The 20,356-nt window shown below is 62.1% G+C and carries 18 protein-coding genes and 2 pseudogenes; 8 read left to right on the top strand and 12 right to left on the bottom strand.

All coding sequences use genetic code 11. From position 1 onward, the window contains the following. A pseudogene (locus tag ISG32_RS22220) lies at window positions 1–120 on the top strand (IS5/IS1182 family transposase); the annotation flags it as partial. On the opposite strand, the pseudogene ISG32_RS22215 reads toward ISG32_RS22220, so the two are convergent. Both ISG32_RS22215 and ISG32_RS22210 read right to left on the bottom strand, forming a co-directional pair. After that, window positions 86–1,119: pseudogene (locus ISG32_RS22215) on the bottom strand (integrase core domain-containing protein). The pseudogenes ISG32_RS22220 and ISG32_RS22215 sit on opposite strands and share 35 nt — an antisense overlap. 230 nt (window positions 1,120–1,349) lie before the next feature. Beyond that, window positions 1,350–2,771 (bottom strand): lytic murein transglycosylase, encoded by a 1,422-nt coding sequence (locus ISG32_RS22210; RefSeq protein ID WP_228530005.1) that lies wholly within the window; start codon window positions 2,769–2,771, stop codon window positions 1,350–1,352. A 110-nt stretch (window positions 2,772–2,881) separates the two neighbouring features. On the opposite strand from ISG32_RS22210, the gene sbcB reads away from it, so the two are divergent. The 3 genes from sbcB to ISG32_RS22195 are packed head-to-tail and all read left to right on the top strand — an operon-like array spanning window position 2,882 to window position 7,776. Next, entirely contained in the window at window positions 2,882–4,324 is a 1,443-nt protein-coding gene (gene sbcB, locus ISG32_RS22205) for an exodeoxyribonuclease I (RefSeq protein WP_194773199.1), read from the top strand. 23 nt (window positions 4,325–4,347) lie between these two features. Beyond that, window positions 4,348–5,214, top strand: a complete 867-nt coding sequence (locus ISG32_RS22200) for an NAD-dependent protein deacetylase (RefSeq protein ID WP_194773198.1) — start codon at window positions 4,348–4,350, stop codon at window positions 5,212–5,214. A gap of 57 nt (window positions 5,215–5,271) precedes the next feature. Continuing rightward, window positions 5,272–7,776 (top strand): AI-2E family transporter, encoded by a 2,505-nt coding sequence (locus tag ISG32_RS22195; protein WP_194773197.1) that lies wholly within the window; start codon window positions 5,272–5,274, stop codon window positions 7,774–7,776. Window positions 7,777–7,781: 5 nt separating this feature from the next. Here ISG32_RS22195 and ISG32_RS22190 read toward each other — a convergent pair whose 3' ends face one another. The 9 genes from ISG32_RS22190 to ISG32_RS22150 all read right to left on the bottom strand — a co-directional run bounded on the left by ISG32_RS22190 (window position 7,782) and on the right by ISG32_RS22150 (window position 14,334). Continuing rightward, entirely contained in the window at window positions 7,782–8,381 is a 600-nt protein-coding gene (locus ISG32_RS22190) for a GNAT family N-acetyltransferase (RefSeq protein ID WP_228530023.1), read from the bottom strand. 57 nt (window positions 8,382–8,438) lie between these two features. Next, window positions 8,439–9,083 (bottom strand): uracil phosphoribosyltransferase, encoded by a 645-nt coding sequence (gene upp / locus ISG32_RS22185; protein ID WP_194773196.1) that lies wholly within the window; start codon window positions 9,081–9,083, stop codon window positions 8,439–8,441. Window positions 9,084–9,244: 161 nt separating this feature from the next. Continuing rightward, on the bottom strand, window positions 9,245–10,222 hold the full coding sequence (locus ISG32_RS22180) for a threo-3-hydroxy-L-aspartate ammonia-lyase (protein ID WP_194773195.1): 978 nt from the start codon (window positions 10,220–10,222) through the stop codon (window positions 9,245–9,247). A 31-nt stretch (window positions 10,223–10,253) separates the two neighbouring features. Then, a complete protein-coding gene (locus ISG32_RS22175) occupies window positions 10,254–10,958 on the bottom strand; it encodes a glutathione binding-like protein (RefSeq protein WP_194773194.1) in 705 nt (234 codons plus the stop codon). 135 nt (window positions 10,959–11,093) lie between these two features. Further along, the gene (locus tag ISG32_RS22170; protein ID WP_194773193.1) at window positions 11,094–11,558 is read right to left on the bottom strand and encodes a hypothetical protein; all 465 of its coding nucleotides are present in this window, start codon (window positions 11,556–11,558) and stop codon (window positions 11,094–11,096) included. Window positions 11,559–11,650: 92 nt separating this feature from the next. Further along, window positions 11,651–12,181, bottom strand: a complete 531-nt coding sequence (locus ISG32_RS22165; RefSeq protein WP_194773192.1) for a hypothetical protein — start codon at window positions 12,179–12,181, stop codon at window positions 11,651–11,653. Window positions 12,182–12,254: 73 nt separating this feature from the next. Beyond that, window positions 12,255–12,419, bottom strand: coding sequence for an Imm58 family immunity protein (locus tag ISG32_RS27925; RefSeq protein ID WP_194773191.1), 165 nt, complete (start codon window positions 12,417–12,419; stop codon window positions 12,255–12,257). 53 nt (window positions 12,420–12,472) lie between these two features. After that, the gene (locus tag ISG32_RS22155) at window positions 12,473–12,712 is read right to left on the bottom strand and encodes a hypothetical protein (RefSeq protein WP_194773190.1); all 240 of its coding nucleotides are present in this window, start codon (window positions 12,710–12,712) and stop codon (window positions 12,473–12,475) included. 329 nt (window positions 12,713–13,041) lie between these two features. After that, the gene (locus ISG32_RS22150; protein WP_194773189.1) at window positions 13,042–14,334 is read right to left on the bottom strand and encodes an adenylosuccinate synthase; all 1,293 of its coding nucleotides are present in this window, start codon (window positions 14,332–14,334) and stop codon (window positions 13,042–13,044) included. Between the two features lie 142 nt (window positions 14,335–14,476). Between ISG32_RS22150 and gcvA the strand changes: the two genes are divergently transcribed. Continuing rightward, window positions 14,477–15,379 carry a transcriptional regulator GcvA gene (gene gcvA, locus ISG32_RS22145; RefSeq protein WP_194773188.1) on the top strand — a complete coding sequence of 301 codons (903 nt, stop codon included), beginning with the start codon at window positions 14,477–14,479 and terminating at the stop codon, window positions 15,377–15,379. A gap of 223 nt (window positions 15,380–15,602) precedes the next feature. On the opposite strand, the gene ISG32_RS22140 is transcribed toward gcvA, so the two are convergent. After that, the gene (locus tag ISG32_RS22140) at window positions 15,603–17,114 is read right to left on the bottom strand and encodes a helicase HerA-like C-terminal domain-containing protein (RefSeq protein WP_194773187.1); all 1,512 of its coding nucleotides are present in this window, start codon (window positions 17,112–17,114) and stop codon (window positions 15,603–15,605) included. Window positions 17,115–17,193: 79 nt separating this feature from the next. On the opposite strand from ISG32_RS22140, the gene ISG32_RS22135 reads away from it, so the two are divergent. From ISG32_RS22135 to hemF, 3 genes are read left to right on the top strand one after another with little or no spacing between them, the layout of a single operon-like run. Continuing rightward, window positions 17,194–17,913 carry a YebC/PmpR family DNA-binding transcriptional regulator gene (locus tag ISG32_RS22135; protein ID WP_194773186.1) on the top strand — a complete coding sequence of 240 codons (720 nt, stop codon included), beginning with the start codon at window positions 17,194–17,196 and terminating at the stop codon, window positions 17,911–17,913. An 18-nt stretch (window positions 17,914–17,931) separates the two neighbouring features. Further along, on the top strand, window positions 17,932–19,218 hold the full coding sequence (purD, locus tag ISG32_RS22130) for a phosphoribosylamine--glycine ligase (protein ID WP_194773185.1): 1,287 nt from the start codon (window positions 17,932–17,934) through the stop codon (window positions 19,216–19,218). After that, on the top strand, window positions 19,218–20,174 hold the full coding sequence (hemF, locus tag ISG32_RS22125) for an oxygen-dependent coproporphyrinogen oxidase (protein WP_194773184.1): 957 nt from the start codon (window positions 19,218–19,220) through the stop codon (window positions 20,172–20,174). The genes purD and hemF overlap by 1 nt, the downstream gene beginning before the upstream one ends. The last annotated feature ends 182 nt before the right edge of the window (window positions 20,175–20,356 follow it).

Raw genomic sequence — 20,356 nt, 5'->3', positions numbered from 1 at the left:
TGGTTTGCAGGCTTTGGCAAGCTGCGCATCCGGTTCGAGCGACGCCTTCAGACTCATGAAGCGCTACTGAAACTAGCTGCAGCGATTATCTGCGCGAGGTTTGTTGATCGGTTGTGTTAGCCGCTCTCAGTACATAGATGTCAAGACCCGGTTGGTTATAAACCCGCTTCTTGAACAATTCAGGCTTCCTCGCATACCAGCCCTTCAATGCTTGAACGGGTGAGGCATGGTTGAACGCGCGTTGCGGAATTTGATGGTTGTAGGTCTTCACGTAGTGCATCAGCGTGGCCTCCAGCTGGGCGGCTGAAGCAAAGCGAGTTTGATGAAGCACTTCGCTGATCCGGCCATTGAATCGTTCGACCATCCCATTGTTCTGGGGGTGGCGCGGCGGACACAGGCGATGCTCGATTCCCAGTACCTTGCAGCGCACATCGAACTTGTGGCGACCACTGGGCTCGCGTTTTTACTGGTGAATCGGTCCGTGAACTGACAGCCGTTGTCCGTGAGTAGCTTGATGATGTTCATGGGCACCGCTCGCTCAAGGCGATTGAGGAAGTCCACGCTGCTGTCCTCGCTTTGATCGGCGTAGATGTGCATGAACACCCAGCGCGTAGCGCGGTTTACGGCGACGAACAGGTAGCGTCTCTCACGCTCGTCGGGCATCTGTGGAAGGTACTTGATGTCCACATGCACGAAGCCCGGCTCATAGTCTTTGAAGGTCTTGAGTCCGGGCTCCTGGGCGGCACCTGAATCGGCCTGTTCCTTGGCCTGAAGCTCGCGCAGGTTGGAGACGCCGTGACGACGCAAGCACCGGTCAAGACCTGCGTGGGATACATCGGGGTTCATGAACTCCCGCACGATCACGAGCGGGTCATCAAGCGGCAAGAGCAGCAGGCCGCGCAGTTCAACGACGATGTCTTCCTGAACCGGCGAGAGCATCGTGTGAAGCTTGTGAGGGCGGTGCGAGCGATCATCAGGACGGTCATGATGTTTCCACTTCAGGACTGTGGCGCGACTGATGTTGTATCGCTCAGCCAGCTTATCAAGAGTCGCCGATGAGGCCCTGATCTCGGCTCTTGTCCGCGGTGTGGTGCGCGCCTGGGCGTGAACTTTGCTCATGCGGATCGCTCCCGTTTAGAGGTCTCTACAACGCTGTGCATCACCTCCCGATGCCTGGAAGAGTGACCGGCTTCTACGGGGAATATGATCACATGAGATGGGACACCCTGTGCCTCGGTTTTGCAGGAGTGACCTGATGAGCGCAGCGAACCTCAAAATCTCCCTGCTGAAATCGTCCAAGCCGTGGCCACTATTCATCGGCTGCTTGGGCGAAATTCAGTCACTGGATATCAAGACGCCTTCTCCAGCAATTTCGCCAGCACATCCTTGGTCGGATACCCATCCGCTGGCATGCCCACACTCTTCTGGAACTCGCGCAGTCCGATGCGGGTGGCGGGGCCGGCTACGCCGTCGGGGGTGCCGGTTGCGAAGCCTTTGGCGTTGAGGGCTTCCTGCATGGATTTGATTTCGGAGCGGGAGAGGGATTCGAGGTCTCTCGGCCAGGTGGAGACCAGGCCTGAGCCGCCTTCGATCTGCTGGGCGATGAGGGCTACGGCGAGGGCGTAGTTGTTGGAGTTGTTGTACTTCAGCAGGGTGCGGAAGTTGTTGCCGACGAGGATGGCGGGGCCGCGTACGCCTGCGGGGGTGATGATGGAGGCGTCGTCGAGGCTGGGCAGCGGGCCGCCGTCGAGGCTGCGCACGCCTTCGGCGGCCCAGGTGGATGCGGGCTGGCTGAATTTGACTTCAGCGCGGGCGAAGTCGAAGTTGGCGGGCAGGCGGACTTCGGCGCCCCAGAGCTCACCGGTTTTCCAGCCGGATTGGGCGAGGAAGTTGGCGGTGGAGTTGATCACGTCGGGGATGCTGCCCCAGATGTCGCGCTTGCCGTCGCCGTCTGCATCGACGGCGAAGCGTTGATACGCCGATGGCAGGAATTGGGTGTGGCCCATGGCGCCGGCCCAGGAGCCGAGCATCTGGGTGGCGGGGATGTCGCCCCGATCGATGATCTTCAGGGCGATCAGCAGTTCGCGGCTGGCCCAGTCGTAGCGGCGGCCGTCGTAGGCGAGGGTGGCGAGCGCGTCGACGGCGCGAAAGCTGCCGAAGTTCTTGCCAAAGTTGCTCTCCATGCCCCAGATGGCGGCGATGACGGAGGAAGGCACGCCGTAGCGCTGCTCGGCTGCGTCAAAAGTGCGCTGGAACTTGCGGATCTGCGTTCTGCCTTGGTCGATGCGCAATTGCGAGACCGCGCCGTCGAGGTACGCCCATGGCGGGCGCGTGAATTCGGGCTGGGCGCGGTCGAGCTCGACGATGCGTGGGATGAACTTGGCGTTGCTCAACGCGGAGCGGATGGTCCTGTCGGTGATGCCGGCGTCGGCGGCGCGCAGCTCGAAAGTCTTGAGCCACTCCCCGAAACTCTGGTTCTTGGCGGGTCCGGTGGGGGCTGGGAGCGGTGGAGCCGGCTCGACGGGGGGAGGAGCGGGCGTTGGTGCGGGCTCTGCCGGCGCTAGTGCTGGCGTTGGAACAGGTTCTGGAGCCGGTGTCGCTTCGACAGGCGCTGTGGGGGAGGCCGGCGTCGGCGTCTCGAGGGCCTTGCTGACTGGGGCCTCGAGCGGAGGCGTTGCGGGCTTGGGGGTGTTCTTGGGCGCCGATGAGCAGGCGCCCAGCAGGATGGCCAGCGCCATCGCGCCGACTGCAGGCTTGGCCAGTCGTTTCATATTGAAAGTTTTCGTCTGGCGAGTTTCTGGGTAAATGACATGCATTCGCCTATTGTGCTGGCTGCGCGGGCATACTTGGGCTTGACCCGGCTTTGACTGCAATTTTTTACATGCACACCTTCCTCTGGCACGACTACGAAACCTTTGGGGCCGACACGCGCCGCGACCGTCCGGCACAGTTCGCAGCCATTCGCACCGATGCCGAGCTCAACGAGATCGGCGAGCCGATGATGATCTACTGCAGACCGTCGCCGGACTATCTGCCCGATCCGGTGTCCTGCCTGATCACCGGAATCACGCCGCAGCTCTGTCTGGAAAAAGGCCTGCCGGAGGCCGCGTTCGCCGCGCGCATCGAGGCCGAGATGGCGCTGCCCGGCACCATCGGCGTGGGCTACAACACCATTCGTTTTGACGACGAGATCACGCGCTTCATGTTTTGGCGCAATCTCATCGACCCCTACGCGCGCGAATGGCAGAACCAGTGCGGGCGCTGGGATCTGCTTGATGTCGTGCGAATGACGCGCGCCCTGCGGCCTCAGGGCATCGAGTGGCCGACCAACGACGAGGGGCAGGTGAGCTTCAAGCTCGAGTTGCTCACCAAGGCGAACGGCCTCGTGCACGAGGCGGCGCACGATGCGCTCTCGGACGTGCGCGCGACGATCGCGCTCGCGCGGCTGATTCGCCAGCACCAGCCCAAGCTGTTCGATTTCGCGCTGAGCCTGCACAAGAAGGACCGCGTGATTTCCGAGCTGCGGCTGCCGGCGTCCATCGATCAGGCGCGGCCATTTCTGCATGTCTCGGGCATGTTCCCGGCGGACCGTGGCTGTCTGGCGGTGATGTTCCCGATCGCAAGCCATCCGACAAACAAGAACGAGGTGCTGGCCTGGGATCTGTCGCACGATCCGCGCGAGCTGGCCGATCTCGATGTGGAGACCATCCGCCTGCGCATGTTCAGCAAATCCGCCGACCTGCCCGAAGGAGTCACGCGCCTGCCGATCAAGACGGTGCATCTGAACAAGTCGCCGATGGTGGTGGGCAACGTGAACACGCTCACGCCGCAGATGGCCGAACGCTGGGGGATCGATCTGGAGGCCGCCGCGCAGAACGCGCTGATGGCGCGCGAGCTGCCGGACATGAGCGCGATCTGGAAGGAGGTCTTCAAGCGACCTGCGCAGGAGCCCTCGGATGTGGACCAGGATTTGTATGGCGGCTTCGTCGGCAACGAGGACCGGCGGCGTTTGAACCATCTGCGCACGCTGTCTCCCGCCGAGCTCGCGACGGCGCGCACCGGCTTTGACGATCCGCGCCTGGCCGAGATTTTCTGGCGCTACCGGGCACGCAATTTCCCCGAAACGCTGTCGCCCGAAGACCAGGAGCGCTGGGAGGCGCTGCGCCACGACATGCTGGTGGATGGCGTGAGTGGCACGCGCACCTTCGACGCGCTGTTCGCGCAGCTTGACGAATTGGGTGGCAACACCGAGAGCGAACGCGATGCGGAACTGCTCGAAGCGGTGTACGACTACGCCGAGTCGATCTCGCCCGAGCTGGGCTGAATGCGGACGATTCCGACCGACCGATGAGCTCGCCTGAGTCGACAGAAGCCGCGCTGGACGCGCTGGAGGCAGGCGCGCAGCTTGCGGCGTTCATGCAGCGGCACCCTGGGCTGGTCGTGCTGACCGGCGCGGGTGTGAGCACCGCGAGCGGCATTCCCGACTACCGCGATCTCAAGGGGCAATGGAAGCGGCCGCAGCCCGTCACCTATCAGGCCTTCATGGGAGCGGAGCACACGCGGCAGCGCTACTGGGCGCGCAGTCTGGTGGGCTGGCGTACGTTCGGGCAGGCTCGGCCTGGTGCGGCGCACCTCGTGCTCGCGCAGCTGGAGGAGGCGGGCTGGATCGATCTGCTGATTACCCAGAACGTCGACGGCCTGCACGAGGCCGCCGGGAGCCGCGCGGTGGTGGATCTGCATGGGCGGCTCGACACGGTGCGCTGCATGGAATGCGAGCGGCGATTTTCGCGCGCGCAGTGGCAGGACGCGCTGGTGGATGCCAACCCCGGCTGGGCGCAGCGCACGGCGCTCTCGGCGCCCGATGGAGATGCCGATCTGGAAGCGGTGGATTTTTCGAGCTTCGTGATACCGCCATGCCCGCATTGCGGCGGTCGTCTGCTCAAGCCCGATGTGGTGTTCTACGGCGAATCCGTACCGCGCGAGCGGGTGGAGCGCAGCCTGCAGGCGGTGAGGCAGTCGCGTGGCGTGCTGGTGCTGGGCTCGTCGCTGATGGTCTATTCGGGCTATCGCTTCGTGCTGGCGGCCGGGGAGGCGGGCATTCCGGTGGCAGCGGTCAACCGCGGCACGACGCGCGGTGATGCGGCATTCGCGCTCAAGCTCGATGCCGACGTGGGCGCGACGCTGCAAGCTGCCGCATCCATCCTACAAGGCTGAATCGCAAAACTTGGTAGCCTTCGAAACCGATTCCAACTCTAAAAAGCCGACTCGACCATGGGTGGTGAACAGAACAATCCGGCGGACGCTTCACAGGCCGCCCGCGCTCGAGGGCGTCGCGAGGGCGATGCGAGCCGTCACGCCATCGACCGCGCACCCAAACTGCACTCTGCCATCCGGGCTGGCTCAGGAGATCTGCCGGTTGCCGGCATCCGCGTCTTTCTGAGCCTTGGCATTGCGGCGCTGGTGATTGCGGCGCTGTATTTCGGGCGCTCGGTGCTGGTGCCGCTGGCGCTGGCGGTGCTCTTCAGCTTTGTGCTGAATCCGCTGGTGTCGATGCTCAAGCGCTGGGGCGTTCCCAAGATTCTGGCGGTGGTCAGCGTGGTGGCCGCGGCGCTCCTGGTGCTCGGCGTGGCTGGGCTGTTCGTCGGCAACGAGGTGCGCGGCCTGAGCGAGCAACTGCCGTCCTATCAGTCCAACATCCGCGCCAAGCTGCGCGACCTGCGCACCCAGATCCGCGCGCCGGGCATGTTCGACGGCGCCAAGAAGACCTTTGACGTGGTGCAGCGCGAGGTGGAGGCGGCGAGCGCCGAGTCCGCGCAGCCCAAGCGTGGACCAACGGTGCAGAAGGTGCAGGTGGTGCCGACCGAGAAGTCTTCCATCGATCAGGCCAAGCTGGCGCTGGAAGGCGCGATGGGGCCGCTCTCGGACGCCGCGCTGGTGCTGGTGTTCGCGATCTTCATCCTGCTCGACCGAGAGGACCTGCGAGACCGCATGCTGCGCCTGTGGGGCCAGAACCTGCACCGTGCCACTGATGCGATGGACGAAGCGGGCGAGCGCATCTCGCGCTACCTGAGCATGCAGTTGCTGGTGAACGTGAGCTACGGCATTCCGATGGCGGCAGGGTTGTGGCTGATCGGCGTGCCGGGTGCGCTGCTCTGGGGCGCGCTGGCGTCGGTGATGCGCTTCGTTCCCTACGTGGGGCCGATGATTTCGGCCCTGTTCCCGCTGGCGCTGGCCTTTGCGGTCGATCCCGGCTGGCAGCTGGTGCTGTGGACGCTGGCGCTGATCGTGGTGCTCGAGCTCATCAGCAACAACGTCGTCGAACCGTGGCTCTACGGCTCGAGCACGGGGCTCTCGGCGATGTCGCTGATTGTCGCGGCGACTTTCTGGACGGCGATGTGGGGGCCCATCGGGCTGATCATGTCCACGCCGCTCACGGTGTGCCTGCTGGTGATCGGCAAATACCTGCCGCAGCTCGCGTTTCTCGACATTCTGCTGGGCAGCCAGCCCGTGCTCGACGAGCCCACACGCATCTATCAGCGCCTGCTGGCCGACGATTCCGACGAGGCCAGCGACATCAGCCTGCAGATCGTGCAGGACAAGGACGATTCGGTGCAGGCGTTCTACGGCGGCGCGGGCGTGGCTGTGCTGCGCATGGCGGTGGGCGACCATTCGCAGGCCGCGACTGCCGAGCACCGGCTGCGCGTGGTGGAGGGCATGGACGAGGTGCTCGATGAATTGGAGGAGCAGTACCCGTCGACCCGCCAGCCCGGAGAGCCGCGCGTGCTGAGCATGGGCGGCAAGTGGGAGATCGACCAGCTCGCCGCGCGCATGGTGGCGCATTGCCTCGAGATCGACGGTTACGGCGTGCGCTGCGCGAGCAGCGACGTGCTGTCCAACCACTCCGCCGTGGAACGGCCGCAGGTGCAGCGCGGGGATGTGGTCTGTGTGAGCTGGATGTCGACCGAGCCGCATGCGGCGGCGCGCAATCTCTGCCGACGCATCCGCCGCGCCTGGCCGCATGCGCGCATCGTGCTGCTGCTCTGGAATCTTCCGCATCAGGAACTCTCGCGGGACCAGATGCGCGATCAGGGCGAGAAATTGGGTGCCGACGAAATCACCACCACGCTCGATGCCGCCGTGGGCGAGGTGCGGGCATTGCTCGGTGACTCCGCAGCGCCGGTGTTCGAGCCTGCGCCGCGGCCCAAGAACGAGGAAAAACGCCTCAAGGCGCTCGAATCCAGCGGCGCGCTCGAAAGCGAGCCTTTCAGGCAGATCAGCCAACAGGTCGCCAAGCGGGCGGCCGACATCTTCGACATTCCGCTCGCCGCCGTGGGCCTCATCGACCGCACACAGGAGCACATCGTGGCGATGCATGGTGGCCTCACCGACGACGATGCGCTGCCCGATGAGGTGCCGCGCCGCTTCCAGCACGCACATGGCCGGGACGATGCGCTGGCCTCATTCGTCGTGGCCGAGGACGAGACGCTGCAGGTCGCCGACCTCAAGCACGACCACCGTTTTGCGGGCAATGCGGCGTTCAACAGCGTGGGCGTGCGCTTCTACGCGGCCGCGCCCATCCGTGACAAGGCGGGCATGGTGCTGGGCGTTCTGTGCCTTGCAGACACGGCACCGCGCGAGCTTGACAAGCGCGAGCTGCGGCTGCTGCAGGCCATGGCCAACGACGTGATGGAGGAGTGGAAGGGCATCGAACTGCCCGAGCCGGAGATGGAAGCGCCGGCCAACTCTGCCACGGTGGGGCAGGCCGTGCCGGATTGAGCGAATCAGGGTTGATGAGCCTGCGCGAGCCACTCCTCGCGCGTGATGCGGTAGAGGCAATGCGGGCGCACCGGGTGGCCTTCGGGCACAGCGGGATGATCGAAGTGATCTTCGGGCCGCGAGTGCATGCCCAGACGCTGCATCACGGCGCGCGAGCGCAGGTTTTCACGCGAGGTGAACGAGACGATCTCGGGCAGCTTGAGCGCCTCGAAGCCCGCACGCATCGCCAGCCGCGCCGCCTCGCTCGCGAGGCCCTTGCCCCAGAACGGCCGCGCCAGGCGCCAGCCGATTTCGACGCACGGTGAAAAGGGCAGTTCCGCGATCGGCACATGCATGCCGACGAAGCCAATGAACTGGGGCGCGCTGCCGTCCTGCTGCAGCCAGTCCGTCGCCCAGAATCCCCAGCCGCGCTCTTCGATCAGCGCCCGCATGCGCGAGGCGTGCGCGTCGCTTTGTTCGCGCGAGAGCAGGGCGGGAAAGTGCCGCATGACCTGAGGGTCGCAGTTCAGCGCCGCAAACGGCTCGAAATCCGCCTTGGTCCATTGCCGCAGCCGCACGCGTTCCGTGCGCAGTTCACTCTCGTGGATGTGGACATGCGCGGGCAGATTGAACGGGAGTGCGGGCTGGGCAGGGGTCACTGGTGCTGGTGCCGGTGCTGGTGTTTACTTGGTGCCGAAGATGCGGTCGCCCGCGTCACCCAGACCCGGCAGGATGTAGCCGTGGTCGTTGAGTTCGCGGTCGATGGCGGCGGTGAAGATCGGCACGTCGGGGTGGATCTTCTGCATGGTCGCCACGCCTTCGGGGGCGGCCAGCAGGCAGACGAACTTGATCGAGCGTGGGTTCAGCTTCTTGAGGCGATCCACGGCGGCGGCCGCGGAGTTGCCGGTGGCCAGCATCGGGTCGACCACGATGATGTCGCGCTCTTCCATTTCGGAAGGCATCTTGAAGTAGTACTCGACCGGCTGCAGCGTCTCGGGGTCGCGGTACAGGCCGATGTGGCCGATGCGCGCACCGGGAATCACGTTGAGCATGCCGTCGAGAAAGCCGTTGCCTGCGCGCAGGATGGACACGAGCACCTGCTTCTTGCCATCGATCACCTTGCCGGTCATCTTCTCCATCGGCGTCTCGATTTCGAGATCCTGCAGCGGCATGTCGCGCGTGATTTCGTAGGCCATCAGCGTGCTCAGCTCGCCGAGCAGACGGCGGAAGCTGTTGGTGCTGGCGTCCTTCTTGCGCATCAGCGTGAGCTTGTGCTGGACGAGGGGGTGGGTGATGACGGTGACTTTGGCGGTGTTGGTGGTGCTCATGGCTGTTTTTGTTTTTTGCGAAGTGAAATTTCGGAGGTGAAGTCTGCCAGAAACCTAAGCCTGCTATGGTCTCGGGGTGGCTATTTCCGAGAGTGATCCGCTGGATTGTCCAGTTCACCGATTATCGCGCGCCCGAGGGAATTCGGGCGCGGCCGGTCGATTCAATGACCGCCGCCAAGCAGTTGGCCGTAGCTCGCCAGATCCACATTTCCGCCGCTGATGATGAAGCCGACACGCTTGCCTTTGAGGTCGATGCCGCCATGCCGCGCGCCCGCCAGCGAAAGCGCGCCGGTCGGCTCGACCACGATCTTCATGCGCTCCGCATAGAAGCGCATGCTCTCGACCAGTTGTGCATCGCTCGCGGTGATGATGTCGGTCACGTCGCGGCGGATGATGGCGAAGGTGATGTCGCCCAGCGCCTGCGTCTGCGCACCATCGGCGAGCGTCTTGGGCGTGTCGATCTTCACGATCTCGCCCTTGCGCAGCGACTGCTGGGCGTCGTTGCCCGCCTCGGGCTCGACGCCGTAGACCCTGCATTGCGGCGCCAGCCCCTTGGCAGCGAGCAGCGTGCCCGACAGCAGCCCGCCACCGCCCAGCGGCGCAAAGAGACAGTCCAGATCGGGCACTTCCTGCAGCAGCTCCAGCGCCGCCGTGCCCTGGCCCGCGAGCACGTGTGGATGGTTGTAGGGCGGCACCAGCGTCATGCCGCGCTCGCTCGCGATGCGCTGGCTGATCGCCTCGCGGTCCTCGGTGAAGCGGTCGTAGTTGATGACCTCGGCGCCGTAGCCACGCGTGGCGGCGAGCTTGGCCGCAGGGGCATCCTCAGGCATCACGATGGCCGCCGGCATGCCCAGAATCCGTGCCGACAGCGCAATCGCCTGCGCATGGTTGCCCGACGAGAACGCCAGCACGCCACGCTTTTTCTGCTCCGGCGAGAACTGCGCCAGCGTGTTGTAGCCGCCGCGAAACTTGAACGCTCCCATGCGCTGCAGGTTCTCGCACTTGAAGAACAGCTCGGCGCCCAGCAGCGCATCGGCCGTGGTCGAGCGCATCACCGGCGTGCGGTGGGCAACGCCCTGCAGCCGCTCGGCGGCGGCAACGACATCGGCAAAGGTGGGCAGGGCGGCAGTGGTGCTCATGTGACGTGATTCCTTGATTGATTGACGCAACTCAGCGTTTGACGGTGCTCGCGTCCTGTCCGAACAGCACCTTCTTCGAAGCGTCGTCCACGGTCGGCGAGACGTTGATGGTCTGCGCCAGATCGTAAGCCCTGCGTGTGGCAGGCCGCGCCGCAATCCGCTCGAACCACGCCTTGAGATGCGGAAAGTTCGCCAGAGCCTGCTGCTGGCGCTCGTGCGGCACGATCCACGGATAGCAGGCCATGTCCGCAATCGAATACTCCGCCCCCGCGATGAACTCGCGCCCATCGCCCAGATGCCTGTCGAGCACGCCATAGAGACGCCCCGTCTCCTTCACATAGCGCTCCATGGCATAGGGAATCTTCTCGGGCGCGTACTGCACGAAATGGTGGTTCTGCCCAGCCATCGGCCCAAGCCCGCCCATCTGCCAGAACAGCCACTGCAGCGCCTCGTTGCGCCCCCGTAGATCCTGAGGAATGAAGCGCCCGGTCTTGTCCGCCAGATACAGCAGAATCGCCCCCGACTCGAACAGCGAAACCGGCGCCCCGCCATCCGCAGGCGCCTGATCGACGATCGCAGGAATGCGGTTGTTCGGCGCGATCTTCAGAAACTCCGGCGCGAACTGCTCGCCCTTGCCGATGTTGATGGGATGAATCCGGTAAGGCAGACCGGCTTCTTCAAGAAACAGCGTGATCTTGTGCCCGTTGGGCGTGGTCCAGTAATACAGATCGATCATGTCGGCGTCCGCAGCGATGAGGGAGATCCTTTGTCGCACAGGGGGAAAGACATGTGTTGGGGGTGGGAATGAAGCGCTTTTGTTTTTCTGACAATCCGAAAAGGTGAATCATTGCCGAATGCTTGAGCCAATATTTCAGCGCCTTGTGGCGGCAACGTTCTTCTCGAACTCATCGAGCATTTGAAGTGCCATGGTGACTTCTTTGCTATTGAGCGCAACTCCTTGAGCGTCAATGATTCCGCGTACCAGATAGTATTCAGTCTCAGACCGAATTTTTCCGCGATTCAGCACTTGGACGAGTTTTTTTGAATAGCGTCGACGTACTTCGCTCAAAGACAAGGCGCCCGCGTTCAATAATTTGGCATCAGCTTCAGCAACTTTTTCGGGTGACCATGCCAGCGTCGACTCGATCGAGTCATTCACCGACATCTGTACTCCTATTTTTGCCTTGGCCAAGGATGTCTTTTCAAGTTGATCGAAAAATTCTGATGGTTTTATGTTCGGAGTTGTCGGGTACTTGGGTACGTACCACTCGAAGAATAAATCTTCAAACAACTTCAATGCTTGGTAGTCGCTATTTGACAGGACTGTCTTGGTCATGGGTTTGGAGCTTTTGATATGTGTGGCAGTGAAGGCTAAGCTGCTTTTAATGAATTGTTGGTGGGGTGATTTTTCGGAGAAGTGTCCCGCTGTCATCGATTCAATGATTTGAGGCAGGATGTTTTTGATTTTATATACCTCCCGTCAGCTTTGCTGTATCGCCAATTGCCACGATTGTCACCGGACTCTTTGCTGGAGGTGTGAATTTGCGGCCATTCCTCGTTGTGACACCAGATTACACTCGGAGGAGTCGCTTTCGAAAACCCCTCGAAAACCATGGCGTCATCTTTTGAGAATATTCTATACACGTACGATGTTGCATTCATGCTCAGTACGTAATATGAATCACCGCTCTCGCTCAACATGCCGAGTGCAAGCGGTGTGTCATAGAGTTTGAAAATAAACTTACTCCCTTTATTTTTCTCTTTGAATAAGACTAAATAGTCGTTGTCGATTCTTCTGATGCCTGTCGAGATGGTTGACGTCCCTTCAAGCTGATCGCCTGATTGAGTAATCACAAATAGAGTGTCATTGTCTGATTGGGCTGCTTTTGAGGAAATTGCCGACAAAACCAGCGCCAAAAAGAATAAGTTACTTGTGAATTTTCTCAAGGTGCGGAGCATCGTTGTATGAAATTTCTTGAATTGATTATTTCTGCATTTTTAATTTGTGCTTGATGCAGAATTTCTGTAATGCCTATTCATTCCGAAGCGAGTGGGGTTGCGGTGCTGCAGTATTGATTATTTTCATTTCGCAAGATCGGGTTATGCAACTGAGTGAGGTGGAGCGATCAATCCAGAGGGAGGTAAATATGGCGGAGGCAAGCAGGCTGATCGCAAGGGCGATGGATAGGGAATGCATTTTTCATCGAAAATGCGCTTGAGAAAATCAGTGGTTCCCAGGAGGGGTGATATTTACTTCATGGATGGAGGGAAATCACTAAATGACCGAATCCATCCATTTTCTCCAAATATTTCACCGGATAATCCATCACTTGCTTCCGAGATGTTTTCAATATCCCCATATCCTATTGTTAACACCCCCTGATCGGCAAGTCGCAAAACTCGAAAAATCACGGAGTCAACTGTCAATAATAAAATATCGTCAAAAACCTTTTTCTGCTCATCGGATAGGGATTTGAGAAAGCTCTCCACAACTCTCGTTTCTTCAGTATTGTATTCCCCTGCGGCATATCCGCGAATCTTTTTTATTGAGCTGTCTCGAGTCTCTTTAATGTAATTTCTGCCAAATTCTTTGAGAATTTAGTCTTTATTCATTTCATTTAATCCATGGAATTCGGTTTGACGAAGAAACACCCATATTACGTAATTTCCTTGGGGAACCTCTGCACGAAAGGGATCGACGCGTGCTGGCGCAGCCTCGGGCGGTCTTATGCGTTGAAAATCCCATCCCAGATCTGCATCTGGCCGCTTGACGATCGATTCGTGCAGAGGTTCCTTGACGATGTGAACTTGCCACCAGGTCAGAACGATGAACGCAGCACGATGGCGTCATCCCGTTCCGGTCCGGTGGTGACCATGGCGACGGGGATGCCCGCCTCGGCCTGGATCGCTCCGATCAGTGCCTTGGCCTCTGCGGGCAGGTCATTCCATGAGCGCAGGCCCTGGGTGGAACCCTTCCAGGCGTCAAAGCGCTTGAGCAGGGGTTTGAGCCGTTGCTGTTCGGCGTCGTTGGCGGGGATGTGGTCGATGCGTTGGCCGTCGAGTTCGTAGCCGGTGCAGATGCAGATGTCGTCGAAGCCGTCGAGCACGTCGAGCTTGGTGAGGGCGAGCTGGTCGATGCCTGCGACCTTGATGCTTTGGCGCAGTTGCACCGTGTCGAGCCAGCCGCAGCGACGAGGGCGGCCGGTGTTGACGCCGTATTCACGGCCGCGTGCGCGCAGGGCTTCGCCGAGCGGGTCGTCGAGTTCCGAGACGAAGGGGCCACCGCCGACGCGGGTGGCGTAGACCTTGCTCACGCCGAGCACGGAGCCGATGTGTGAGGGCGCGATGCCGGTGCCGCTGGCGGCGCCTGCGGCGATGGTGGTGGAGGAGGTCACGTAGGGATAGCTGCCCCAGTCTATGTCGAGCATCACGGCCTGCGAACCTTCGAACACGATGCGCTGCTTGTTGGTGTGTGCCTTGTCGAGCGTTTCCCAGACCCGGCCCACGAAGGGCAAAACCTGCGGCGCCAGTTGGAGCAGTCCTTCAAGCATGGGGCCCTTCTCGAACGGCACGAGGCCGAGTCCGCGAAACCAGGCGTTGTGGTGGGCGAGCAGCAGGTCGAGCTTGGCGGAGAGGCGCTCGGGGTCGGCGAGGTCGCAGATGCGCAGACCACGGCGGCCGATCTTGTCCTCGTAGGCCGGGCCAATGCCGCGCAGCGTGGTACCGATGGCCGAGCCGGTCGTGCCAGTGCGCAATTGTTCCTGCGCGGCGTCGATGGCGCGGTGGATGGGGAGTACGAGCGTGGCGGTTTCGGCGATCTGCAGCACCTCGGGGGTGACCTGCAGACCGAGTTCGGCGATGCGGGCGATCTCGGCGAGCAGCGCCTCTGGGTCGACGGCCACGCCGTTGCCGATCACGCCGAGCTTGCCGCGCACCACGCCGCTCGGGATCAGCGCGAGCTTGTAGGTCTTGCCGTCGACGACGAGGGTGTGGCCCGCGTTGTGGCCGCCGTTGTAGCGGGCGACGATGTCGGCCTTCTCGGCCAGCCAGTCGACGACGCGGCCCTTGCCTTCATCGCCCCATTGAGCACCTACGACCACGACATTGGACATGTGAAAACCTCCTTGGTGAAAAAAAGTGACATGTCCACGACATGTCGTCAGCACGGAGGGTGAATGTATTGAACATTCATTGCGGCGAAAATCGATTTAAACTCATTGATCATGTCAGTAAAACTCACAAGCGAGCTCTAGCATGCCGCGTCGTCTGCCCCCATTGAATGCGCTGCGCGCGTTCGAGGCCGCTGCGCGGCTCGAAAGCATGTCGGCGGCGGCGGACGAGCTTTGCGTGACGCATGGTGCGGTGAGCCGGCAGGTCGGCCAGCTCGAGGACTGGCTCGGGCATGCGCTGTTCGCGCGGGTGGGGCGGCGCATCGCGCTCACCGAGGCGGGGCGCCTCTATTTGTCGGAAGTGGCGGCGGCGCTCGACCGCATCGCGCTTGCGACCGACGAGCAACTGAATCTCACGCGCCAGCAGGTCATCCGCGTGAATGCTCCGACGACATTCGCGCTGCGCTGGCTGCTGCCACAGCTCTCGGGGTTTCAGTTGGCGTATCCGGCGGTGAAGGTGCGGCTGACCACCTCTGACGAGCCCATCGACCGGCTGCGTGAGGAGTTCGACGTCGCGATCCGGGGCAATGCGCAGCAACCGCCCGCGGGGTATGTGGTGCAAGAATTTCTCTCCGAGGTGCGCCTGCCCGTGTGCGCTCCGCGCGTACTGGAGGCAAATCCGATCCACGCCGTGGGAGATTTGGCGCGCCACACCCTGCTGCACACGGCGACGTATCCAGGCCTCTGGAGTGAATGGCTGGCCGCCAGCGGAAACCCGCAATTGGCGAGCGTCAACGCGCTCCAGCTGGACCATTTTTACATGACGCTTCAGGCAGCAATCGACGGGCTGGGAATCGCCATGGGCCCGACCGCGCTCGTTGCGCTCGACATCGAAGAAGGCCGCCTCGTCTTCCCGCTCGACGGCCCGGCGCTTCCTGCCTGGCGCTATTCCAGTCATGTGCCGAGCGCAAGACTGGAAGATCCCGTCATCAAGGCGTTTGTGAGCTGGCTGCACGAGTTGGGCAGCAAATTTTCAAGGAGCGCATAAGCGAGTCGGCCGTTCGGACTTCGAAGCAGCGGGCCCACTAAGCGCACAGGGCGCGTCGATCATCCAGCACAACGGCAAGACGGGCCCTCAGGCTGGGCGCCCCACGCGCAGACAGTACCTTCGTACGGCAAGCGTGAGCAACGACGCATGAGGGCCTGCATGGCCGCCTCCAAATGAATGTCCAGTCGAAGCAGCAAGGCTTCGCAGGATCAGAGCCAATCCCTTACTTGCGACCACCCAGCAGACTGCCGAGAACACCGCGAAGCAATTGCTTGCCCAAGTTGGTCCCTACGGTACGGGCCGTGGACTTCGCCATGGTCTGCACGATGCCATCCTTCTTGCCGCCGCGCGGCCCGGTGGTGCCGAAGAGGATGGTGTTGATCTCTCCCATGATTCCGCCGCCGCCATCGGCTTCCTGCGCGGCCTTGTCCTTGATGACCGCTGCATTCCCCGCCTGCTCGCCTGCACGTCCGCGCAGCACTTCATAGGCCGATTCGCGGTCCACTGTGGTGTCGTAGATGCCGGCGACCAGCGAGTTGGCCATCAGTGCCTTGCGCTGCTCGGGCGTGATCGGGCCGATCTGGCTTCCTGGCGGAATCACGTAGACGCGCTCGGTCGGCGTGGGGCGGCCCTTGGCGTCGAGAAAGCTGATCAGGGCCTCGCCGACGCCGACCTCGGTGATCGCGGCTTCGATGTCGAGGCCGGGATTGGGGCGCATGGTCGTGGCCGTGGCCTTGACGGCCTTCTGGTCGCGTGGGGTGAAGGCGCGCAGGGCGTGCTGGACGCGGTTGCCGAGCTGGGCGAGCACTGAATCGGGGATGTCGAGCGGATTCTGCGTAACGAAATACACGCCCACGCCCTTGGAGCGCACGAGGCGCACGACGAGTTCGATGCGCTCGAGCAGCGCCTTGGGCGCTTCGTTGAACAGCAGGTGGGCTTCGTCAAAGAAGAACACGAGCTTGGGCTTGTCGGGATCGCCGATTTCCGGGAGCTGCTCGAACAGCTCGGACAGCATCCACAGCAGGAAGGTCGCGTACAGACGCGGCGAGTTCATGAGCTTGTCGGCCGCGAGGATGTTGATCACTCCCTTGCCCGAGACGGTCTGCATGAAGTCCTGGATGTTGAGCATGGGCTCGCCGAAGAACTGGTCGCCGCCTTGCTGTTCGATCTGAAGCAGACCGCGCTGGATGGCGCCGATGCTGGCCGAGCTGACGTTGCCGTACTCGGTGGTGAACTGCTTGGCGTTGTCGCCCACGTAGGTGAGCATGGCGCGCAGGTCCTTGAGGTCCAGCAGCAGCATGCCGTTGTCGTCGGCGATCTTGAACACCAGATTGAGCACGCCCATCTGTGTGTCGTTCAGGTCGAGCATGCGGCCCAGCAGCAGCGGGCCCATGTCGGAGATGGTGGCGCGCACCGGATGGCCCTGCTGGCCGAACACGTCCCACAGCGTGGTGGGGCAGGCGAGCGATTCGGGCATGGGCAGGCCGCGCTCCTTGAGCGTGGCGGCCATCTTGTCGCCGATGTGGCCGGCCTGGCTGATGCCGGTGAGGTCTCCCTTGACGTCGGAGAGGAAGACCGGCACGCCGATTCTGGAAAACTCTTCCGCGAGCTTTTGCAGCGTGACGGACTTGCCGGTGCCGGTCGCGCCGGTGATCAGACCGTGGCGATTGGCGAGGCCGGGCAGCAGTTGGCACTGGACGGACGCGTGCTGGGCGATGATGAGTGGTTCAGCCATGGCAGTGATTGAGAAAGTAGGGAATCGAAGTCAAAAGTAAAATCGCGGACAGTAGATTATTAAATCAGAAGGACACCCTGTGGCAGGACACAGCAAATGGGCCAACATCCAGCACCGAAAAGGCCGTCAGGACGAGAAGCGCGGCAAGATCTGGACTCGCATCATTCGTGAAATCATGGTGGCGGCCCGCCAGGGCGGCGGCGATCCCGATGCCAATCCGCGTCTGCGCCTGGCCATCGACAAGGCCAAGGCCGCCAATATGCCTGCGGACAACATCAAGCGCAACATCGACAAGGCGACCGGCAATCTCGAGGGTGTGACGTACGAAGAAATCCGCTATGAAGGCTACGGCATCGGTGGTGCGGCCATCATTGTTGACACAATGACCGATAATCACGTTCGCACCGTCGCTGAAGTGCGTCATGCCTTCAGCAAATACGGTGGCAACATGGGCACCAATGGTTCGGTGTCGTTTCAATTCAAACATGTGGGTCAGATGATCTTCGCGCCGGGAACGGACGAGGACAAGGTCATGGAAGTGGCGCTCGAAGCCGGGGCCGAGGACGTGATCACCGATGAGGAAGGCGCGATTGAAGTGCTGACCGCGCCGGGCGACTTCGAAGCCGTGAAGAACGCGCTGCAGGCCGCTGGCCTCGTGGCCGATCTGGCGGACGTGACCATGCGCCCCGACGTGTCGATCGCCATGGAAGGCGAGGACGCGGCCCGCATGCAGAAATTGCTGGATGTTCTGGAAGATCTGGACGACGTACAAGAGGTCTATCACAACGCTGAGTTGTGAGGAGGCCAAGACAAGACAATGAAAGTCCTCGTGATTGGTGGCGGCGGCCGAGAACACGCACTGGCCTGGAAGCTTGACGGCTCGCCCAAGGTCTCCAAGGTCTATGTGGCGCCGGGCAACGGCGGCACAGCTTTGAATCCCGATTTCGTGAACGTGCCGATCAGCGATCCCGCTGAGCTGCGCGCGTGGGCGCAAAACGAGAAGATCGGCCTGACCGTGGTCGGCCCGGAAGCGCCGCTCGCCGCAGGCGTAGTGGACGAGTTCCGCGCGCATGGCATGCGGATCTTCGGTCCGACCCGTGCTGCTGCGCAGCTTGAAAGCTCGAAGGCCTTCTCCAAGGACTTCATGAAGCGCCACAATATCCCGACGGCTGCGTACGAGACCTTCACCAATCCGGAGGCTGCTCACGCATTTGTCGACAAGCTCGGCGCGCCCATCGTGGTCAAGGCCGACGGTCTGGCTGCGGGCAAGGGTGTGGTGGTGGCCATGACCGTGCAGGAAGCGCACGATGCGGTCGACTTCATGCTGGTCGACAACAAATATGGCGTCTCGCACAACGAAGGCGGCGCGCGCGTCGTGATCGAGGAATTCCTTGAGGGCGAAGAGGCTTCGTTCATCGTGCTGTGTGACGGCAAGAACGTGGCGGCGCTCGCTACGAGCCAGGATCACAAGCGCCTGAAAGACGGCGACCAGGGCCCGAACACCGGTGGCATGGGCGCGTATTCGCCCGCGCCGGTGGTAACGGCCGATGTGCATGCGCGTGCCATGCGCGAGATCATTCTGCCCACCGTGCGCGGCATGGAAAAGGACGGGATTCCGTACACCGGCTTTCTATACGCCGGTCTGATGATCGACTCCAAGGGCCATCCCAAGACGTTGGAATTCAATTGCCGCATGGGCGATCCCGAGACGCAGCCGATCATGATGCGCCTGAAGAGCGATCTGGTGGATGTGCTGGCGGCAGCGGTCGACGGCAAGCTCGATCAGGTCGAGCTGCAGTGGGACAGGCGCACCGCGCTCGGTGTGGTGATGGCGGCCCATGGCTACCCCGAGGCACCGCGCAAGGGCGACGCAATCACCGGTCTACCGCAGGATGCGGAAGACGCCATGGTGTTCCATGCTGGAACCGAGCTCAAGGACGGCGTGCTGCGCACCAGCGGCGGTCGCGTGCTGTGCGTGACGGCGCTGGCCGACAACGTCAAGCAGGCGCAGCAGCGTGCCTATGACGTGGCGCGCGGCATCTATTTCGACGGCGCGCAATATCGTCGCGACATTGGCCATCGCGGCGTCAAGCAACACTCGTGATGCCCACATCGACACCGCTGAACCCGGCCCATCGCGTGAGCCGGGTGCGTGACTACCTTGTGGACCTGCAGGCGCGCATTACTGATGCGCTGGAGACCATCGAAGGGCCGGTAGAGGCGGGCGGTGCCCGTTTTCTGGCGGACGCCTGGAGCAAAGGCCCCGAAGAGCGTCTGCAAGGCAATGGCATCACCAAGATCATGGAAGGTGGCCGGGTGTTCGAGCGCGCAGGCTGTGGTTTCTCGCATGTGCGTGGCCCGCAACTGCCGCCGTCGGCGACGCAGCACCGCCCCGAACTGGCGGGAGCGCCGTTCGAAGCCATGGGCGTGTCGCTGGTCTTCCATCCGCGCAATCCATACGTGCCCACCGTTCACATGAACGTGCGCATGATCGCGGCGGGCCAGCCCGGCGCCGAGCCAGTATGCTGGTTTGGGGGCGGTATGGATCTGACGCCGTACTATGGGTTTGACGAGGATGCCGTGCACTTTCACGGCGCATGTCGTGATGCCTTGGCTCCATTCGGTACTGGGCTCTATCCGCGCTTCAAGGAATGGTGCGACGAGTATTTCTGCAACAAGCACCGCAGCGAACAGCGCGGTGTGGGGGGAATTTTCTTTGACGATTTTTCCGAACTCGGGTTTGAGCAGAGCTTCGAGATGCTGCAGAGCGTGGGCGACGCGTTTCTGTCGGCCTATGAGCCCATCGTCGCGCGCCGCGTGAACACGCCCTATGGCGAGCGTGAGCGTGACTTTCAGCTCTATCGCCGTGGCCGCTACGTGGAGTTCAACCTTGTCTGGGACCGTGGCACGCACTTCGGGCTGCAGTCGGGCGGGCGCACCGAATCCATCTTGCTGTCGATGCCGCCGCTGGTGAGCTGGTCGTACCAGCGCAAGGACGAGCCAGGCTCGCCGGAAGAGCGGCTGACCTCGCATTTTCTCAAGCGTCGCGACTGGGTTTGAGTGCCGAACCGGCTGATTGCCTATAATTTTTCGCAGCGGACGGTGCTGCCGGGCAGACGCCGTCCATTTTGTTTTTCCCAAAGATTTTCGATTCCTGCCGGGTTGCAGTCCTACTGCCGCAAATCCAGCGGGCGCGTTATATTGAAAACTTCATCTTCCTTTCATTGATTGAAGACTGACTG

It is taken from the genome of Diaphorobacter caeni (assembly GCF_015354245.1).
Taxonomy (GTDB): domain Bacteria; phylum Pseudomonadota; class Gammaproteobacteria; order Burkholderiales; family Burkholderiaceae_C; genus Diaphorobacter_A; species Diaphorobacter_A caeni.
The sequence above is the reverse complement of the archived record's forward strand: the minus strand, read 5'-3'. Positions and strand labels throughout refer to the sequence as shown.

What these genes read in the sequence shown, in the direction of transcription:
- ISG32_RS22210 (WP_228530005.1), bottom strand. Translation starts at nt 2,771, where the DNA reads ATGAAACGACTGGCCAAGCCTGCAGTCGGCGCGATGGCGCTGGCCATC.
- sbcB (WP_194773199.1), top strand. Translation starts at nt 2,882, where the DNA reads ATGCACACCTTCCTCTGGCACGACTACGAAACCTTTGGGGCCGACACG.
- ISG32_RS22200 (WP_194773198.1), top strand. Translation starts at nt 4,348, where the DNA reads ATGAGCTCGCCTGAGTCGACAGAAGCCGCGCTGGACGCGCTGGAGGCA.
- ISG32_RS22195 (WP_194773197.1), top strand. Translation starts at nt 5,272, where the DNA reads ATGGGTGGTGAACAGAACAATCCGGCGGACGCTTCACAGGCCGCCCGC.
- upp (WP_194773196.1), bottom strand. Translation starts at nt 9,083, where the DNA reads ATGAGCACCACCAACACCGCCAAAGTCACCGTCATCACCCACCCCCTC.
- ISG32_RS22180 (WP_194773195.1), bottom strand. Translation starts at nt 10,222, where the DNA reads ATGAGCACCACTGCCGCCCTGCCCACCTTTGCCGATGTCGTTGCCGCC.
- ISG32_RS22175 (WP_194773194.1), bottom strand. Translation starts at nt 10,958, where the DNA reads ATGATCGATCTGTATTACTGGACCACGCCCAACGGGCACAAGATCACG.
- ISG32_RS22170 (WP_194773193.1), bottom strand. Translation starts at nt 11,558, where the DNA reads ATGACCAAGACAGTCCTGTCAAATAGCGACTACCAAGCATTGAAGTTG.
- ISG32_RS22165 (WP_194773192.1), bottom strand. Translation starts at nt 12,181, where the DNA reads ATGCTCCGCACCTTGAGAAAATTCACAAGTAACTTATTCTTTTTGGCG.
- ISG32_RS27925 (WP_194773191.1), bottom strand. Translation starts at nt 12,419, where the DNA reads ATGCATTCCCTATCCATCGCCCTTGCGATCAGCCTGCTTGCCTCCGCC.
- ISG32_RS22150 (WP_194773189.1), bottom strand. Translation starts at nt 14,334, where the DNA reads ATGTCCAATGTCGTGGTCGTAGGTGCTCAATGGGGCGATGAAGGCAAG.
- gcvA (WP_194773188.1), top strand. Translation starts at nt 14,477, where the DNA reads ATGCCGCGTCGTCTGCCCCCATTGAATGCGCTGCGCGCGTTCGAGGCC.
- ISG32_RS22140 (WP_194773187.1), bottom strand. Translation starts at nt 17,114, where the DNA reads ATGGCTGAACCACTCATCATCGCCCAGCACGCGTCCGTCCAGTGCCAA.
- purD (WP_194773185.1), top strand. Translation starts at nt 17,932, where the DNA reads ATGAAAGTCCTCGTGATTGGTGGCGGCGGCCGAGAACACGCACTGGCC.
- hemF (WP_194773184.1), top strand. Translation starts at nt 19,218, where the DNA reads ATGCCCACATCGACACCGCTGAACCCGGCCCATCGCGTGAGCCGGGTG.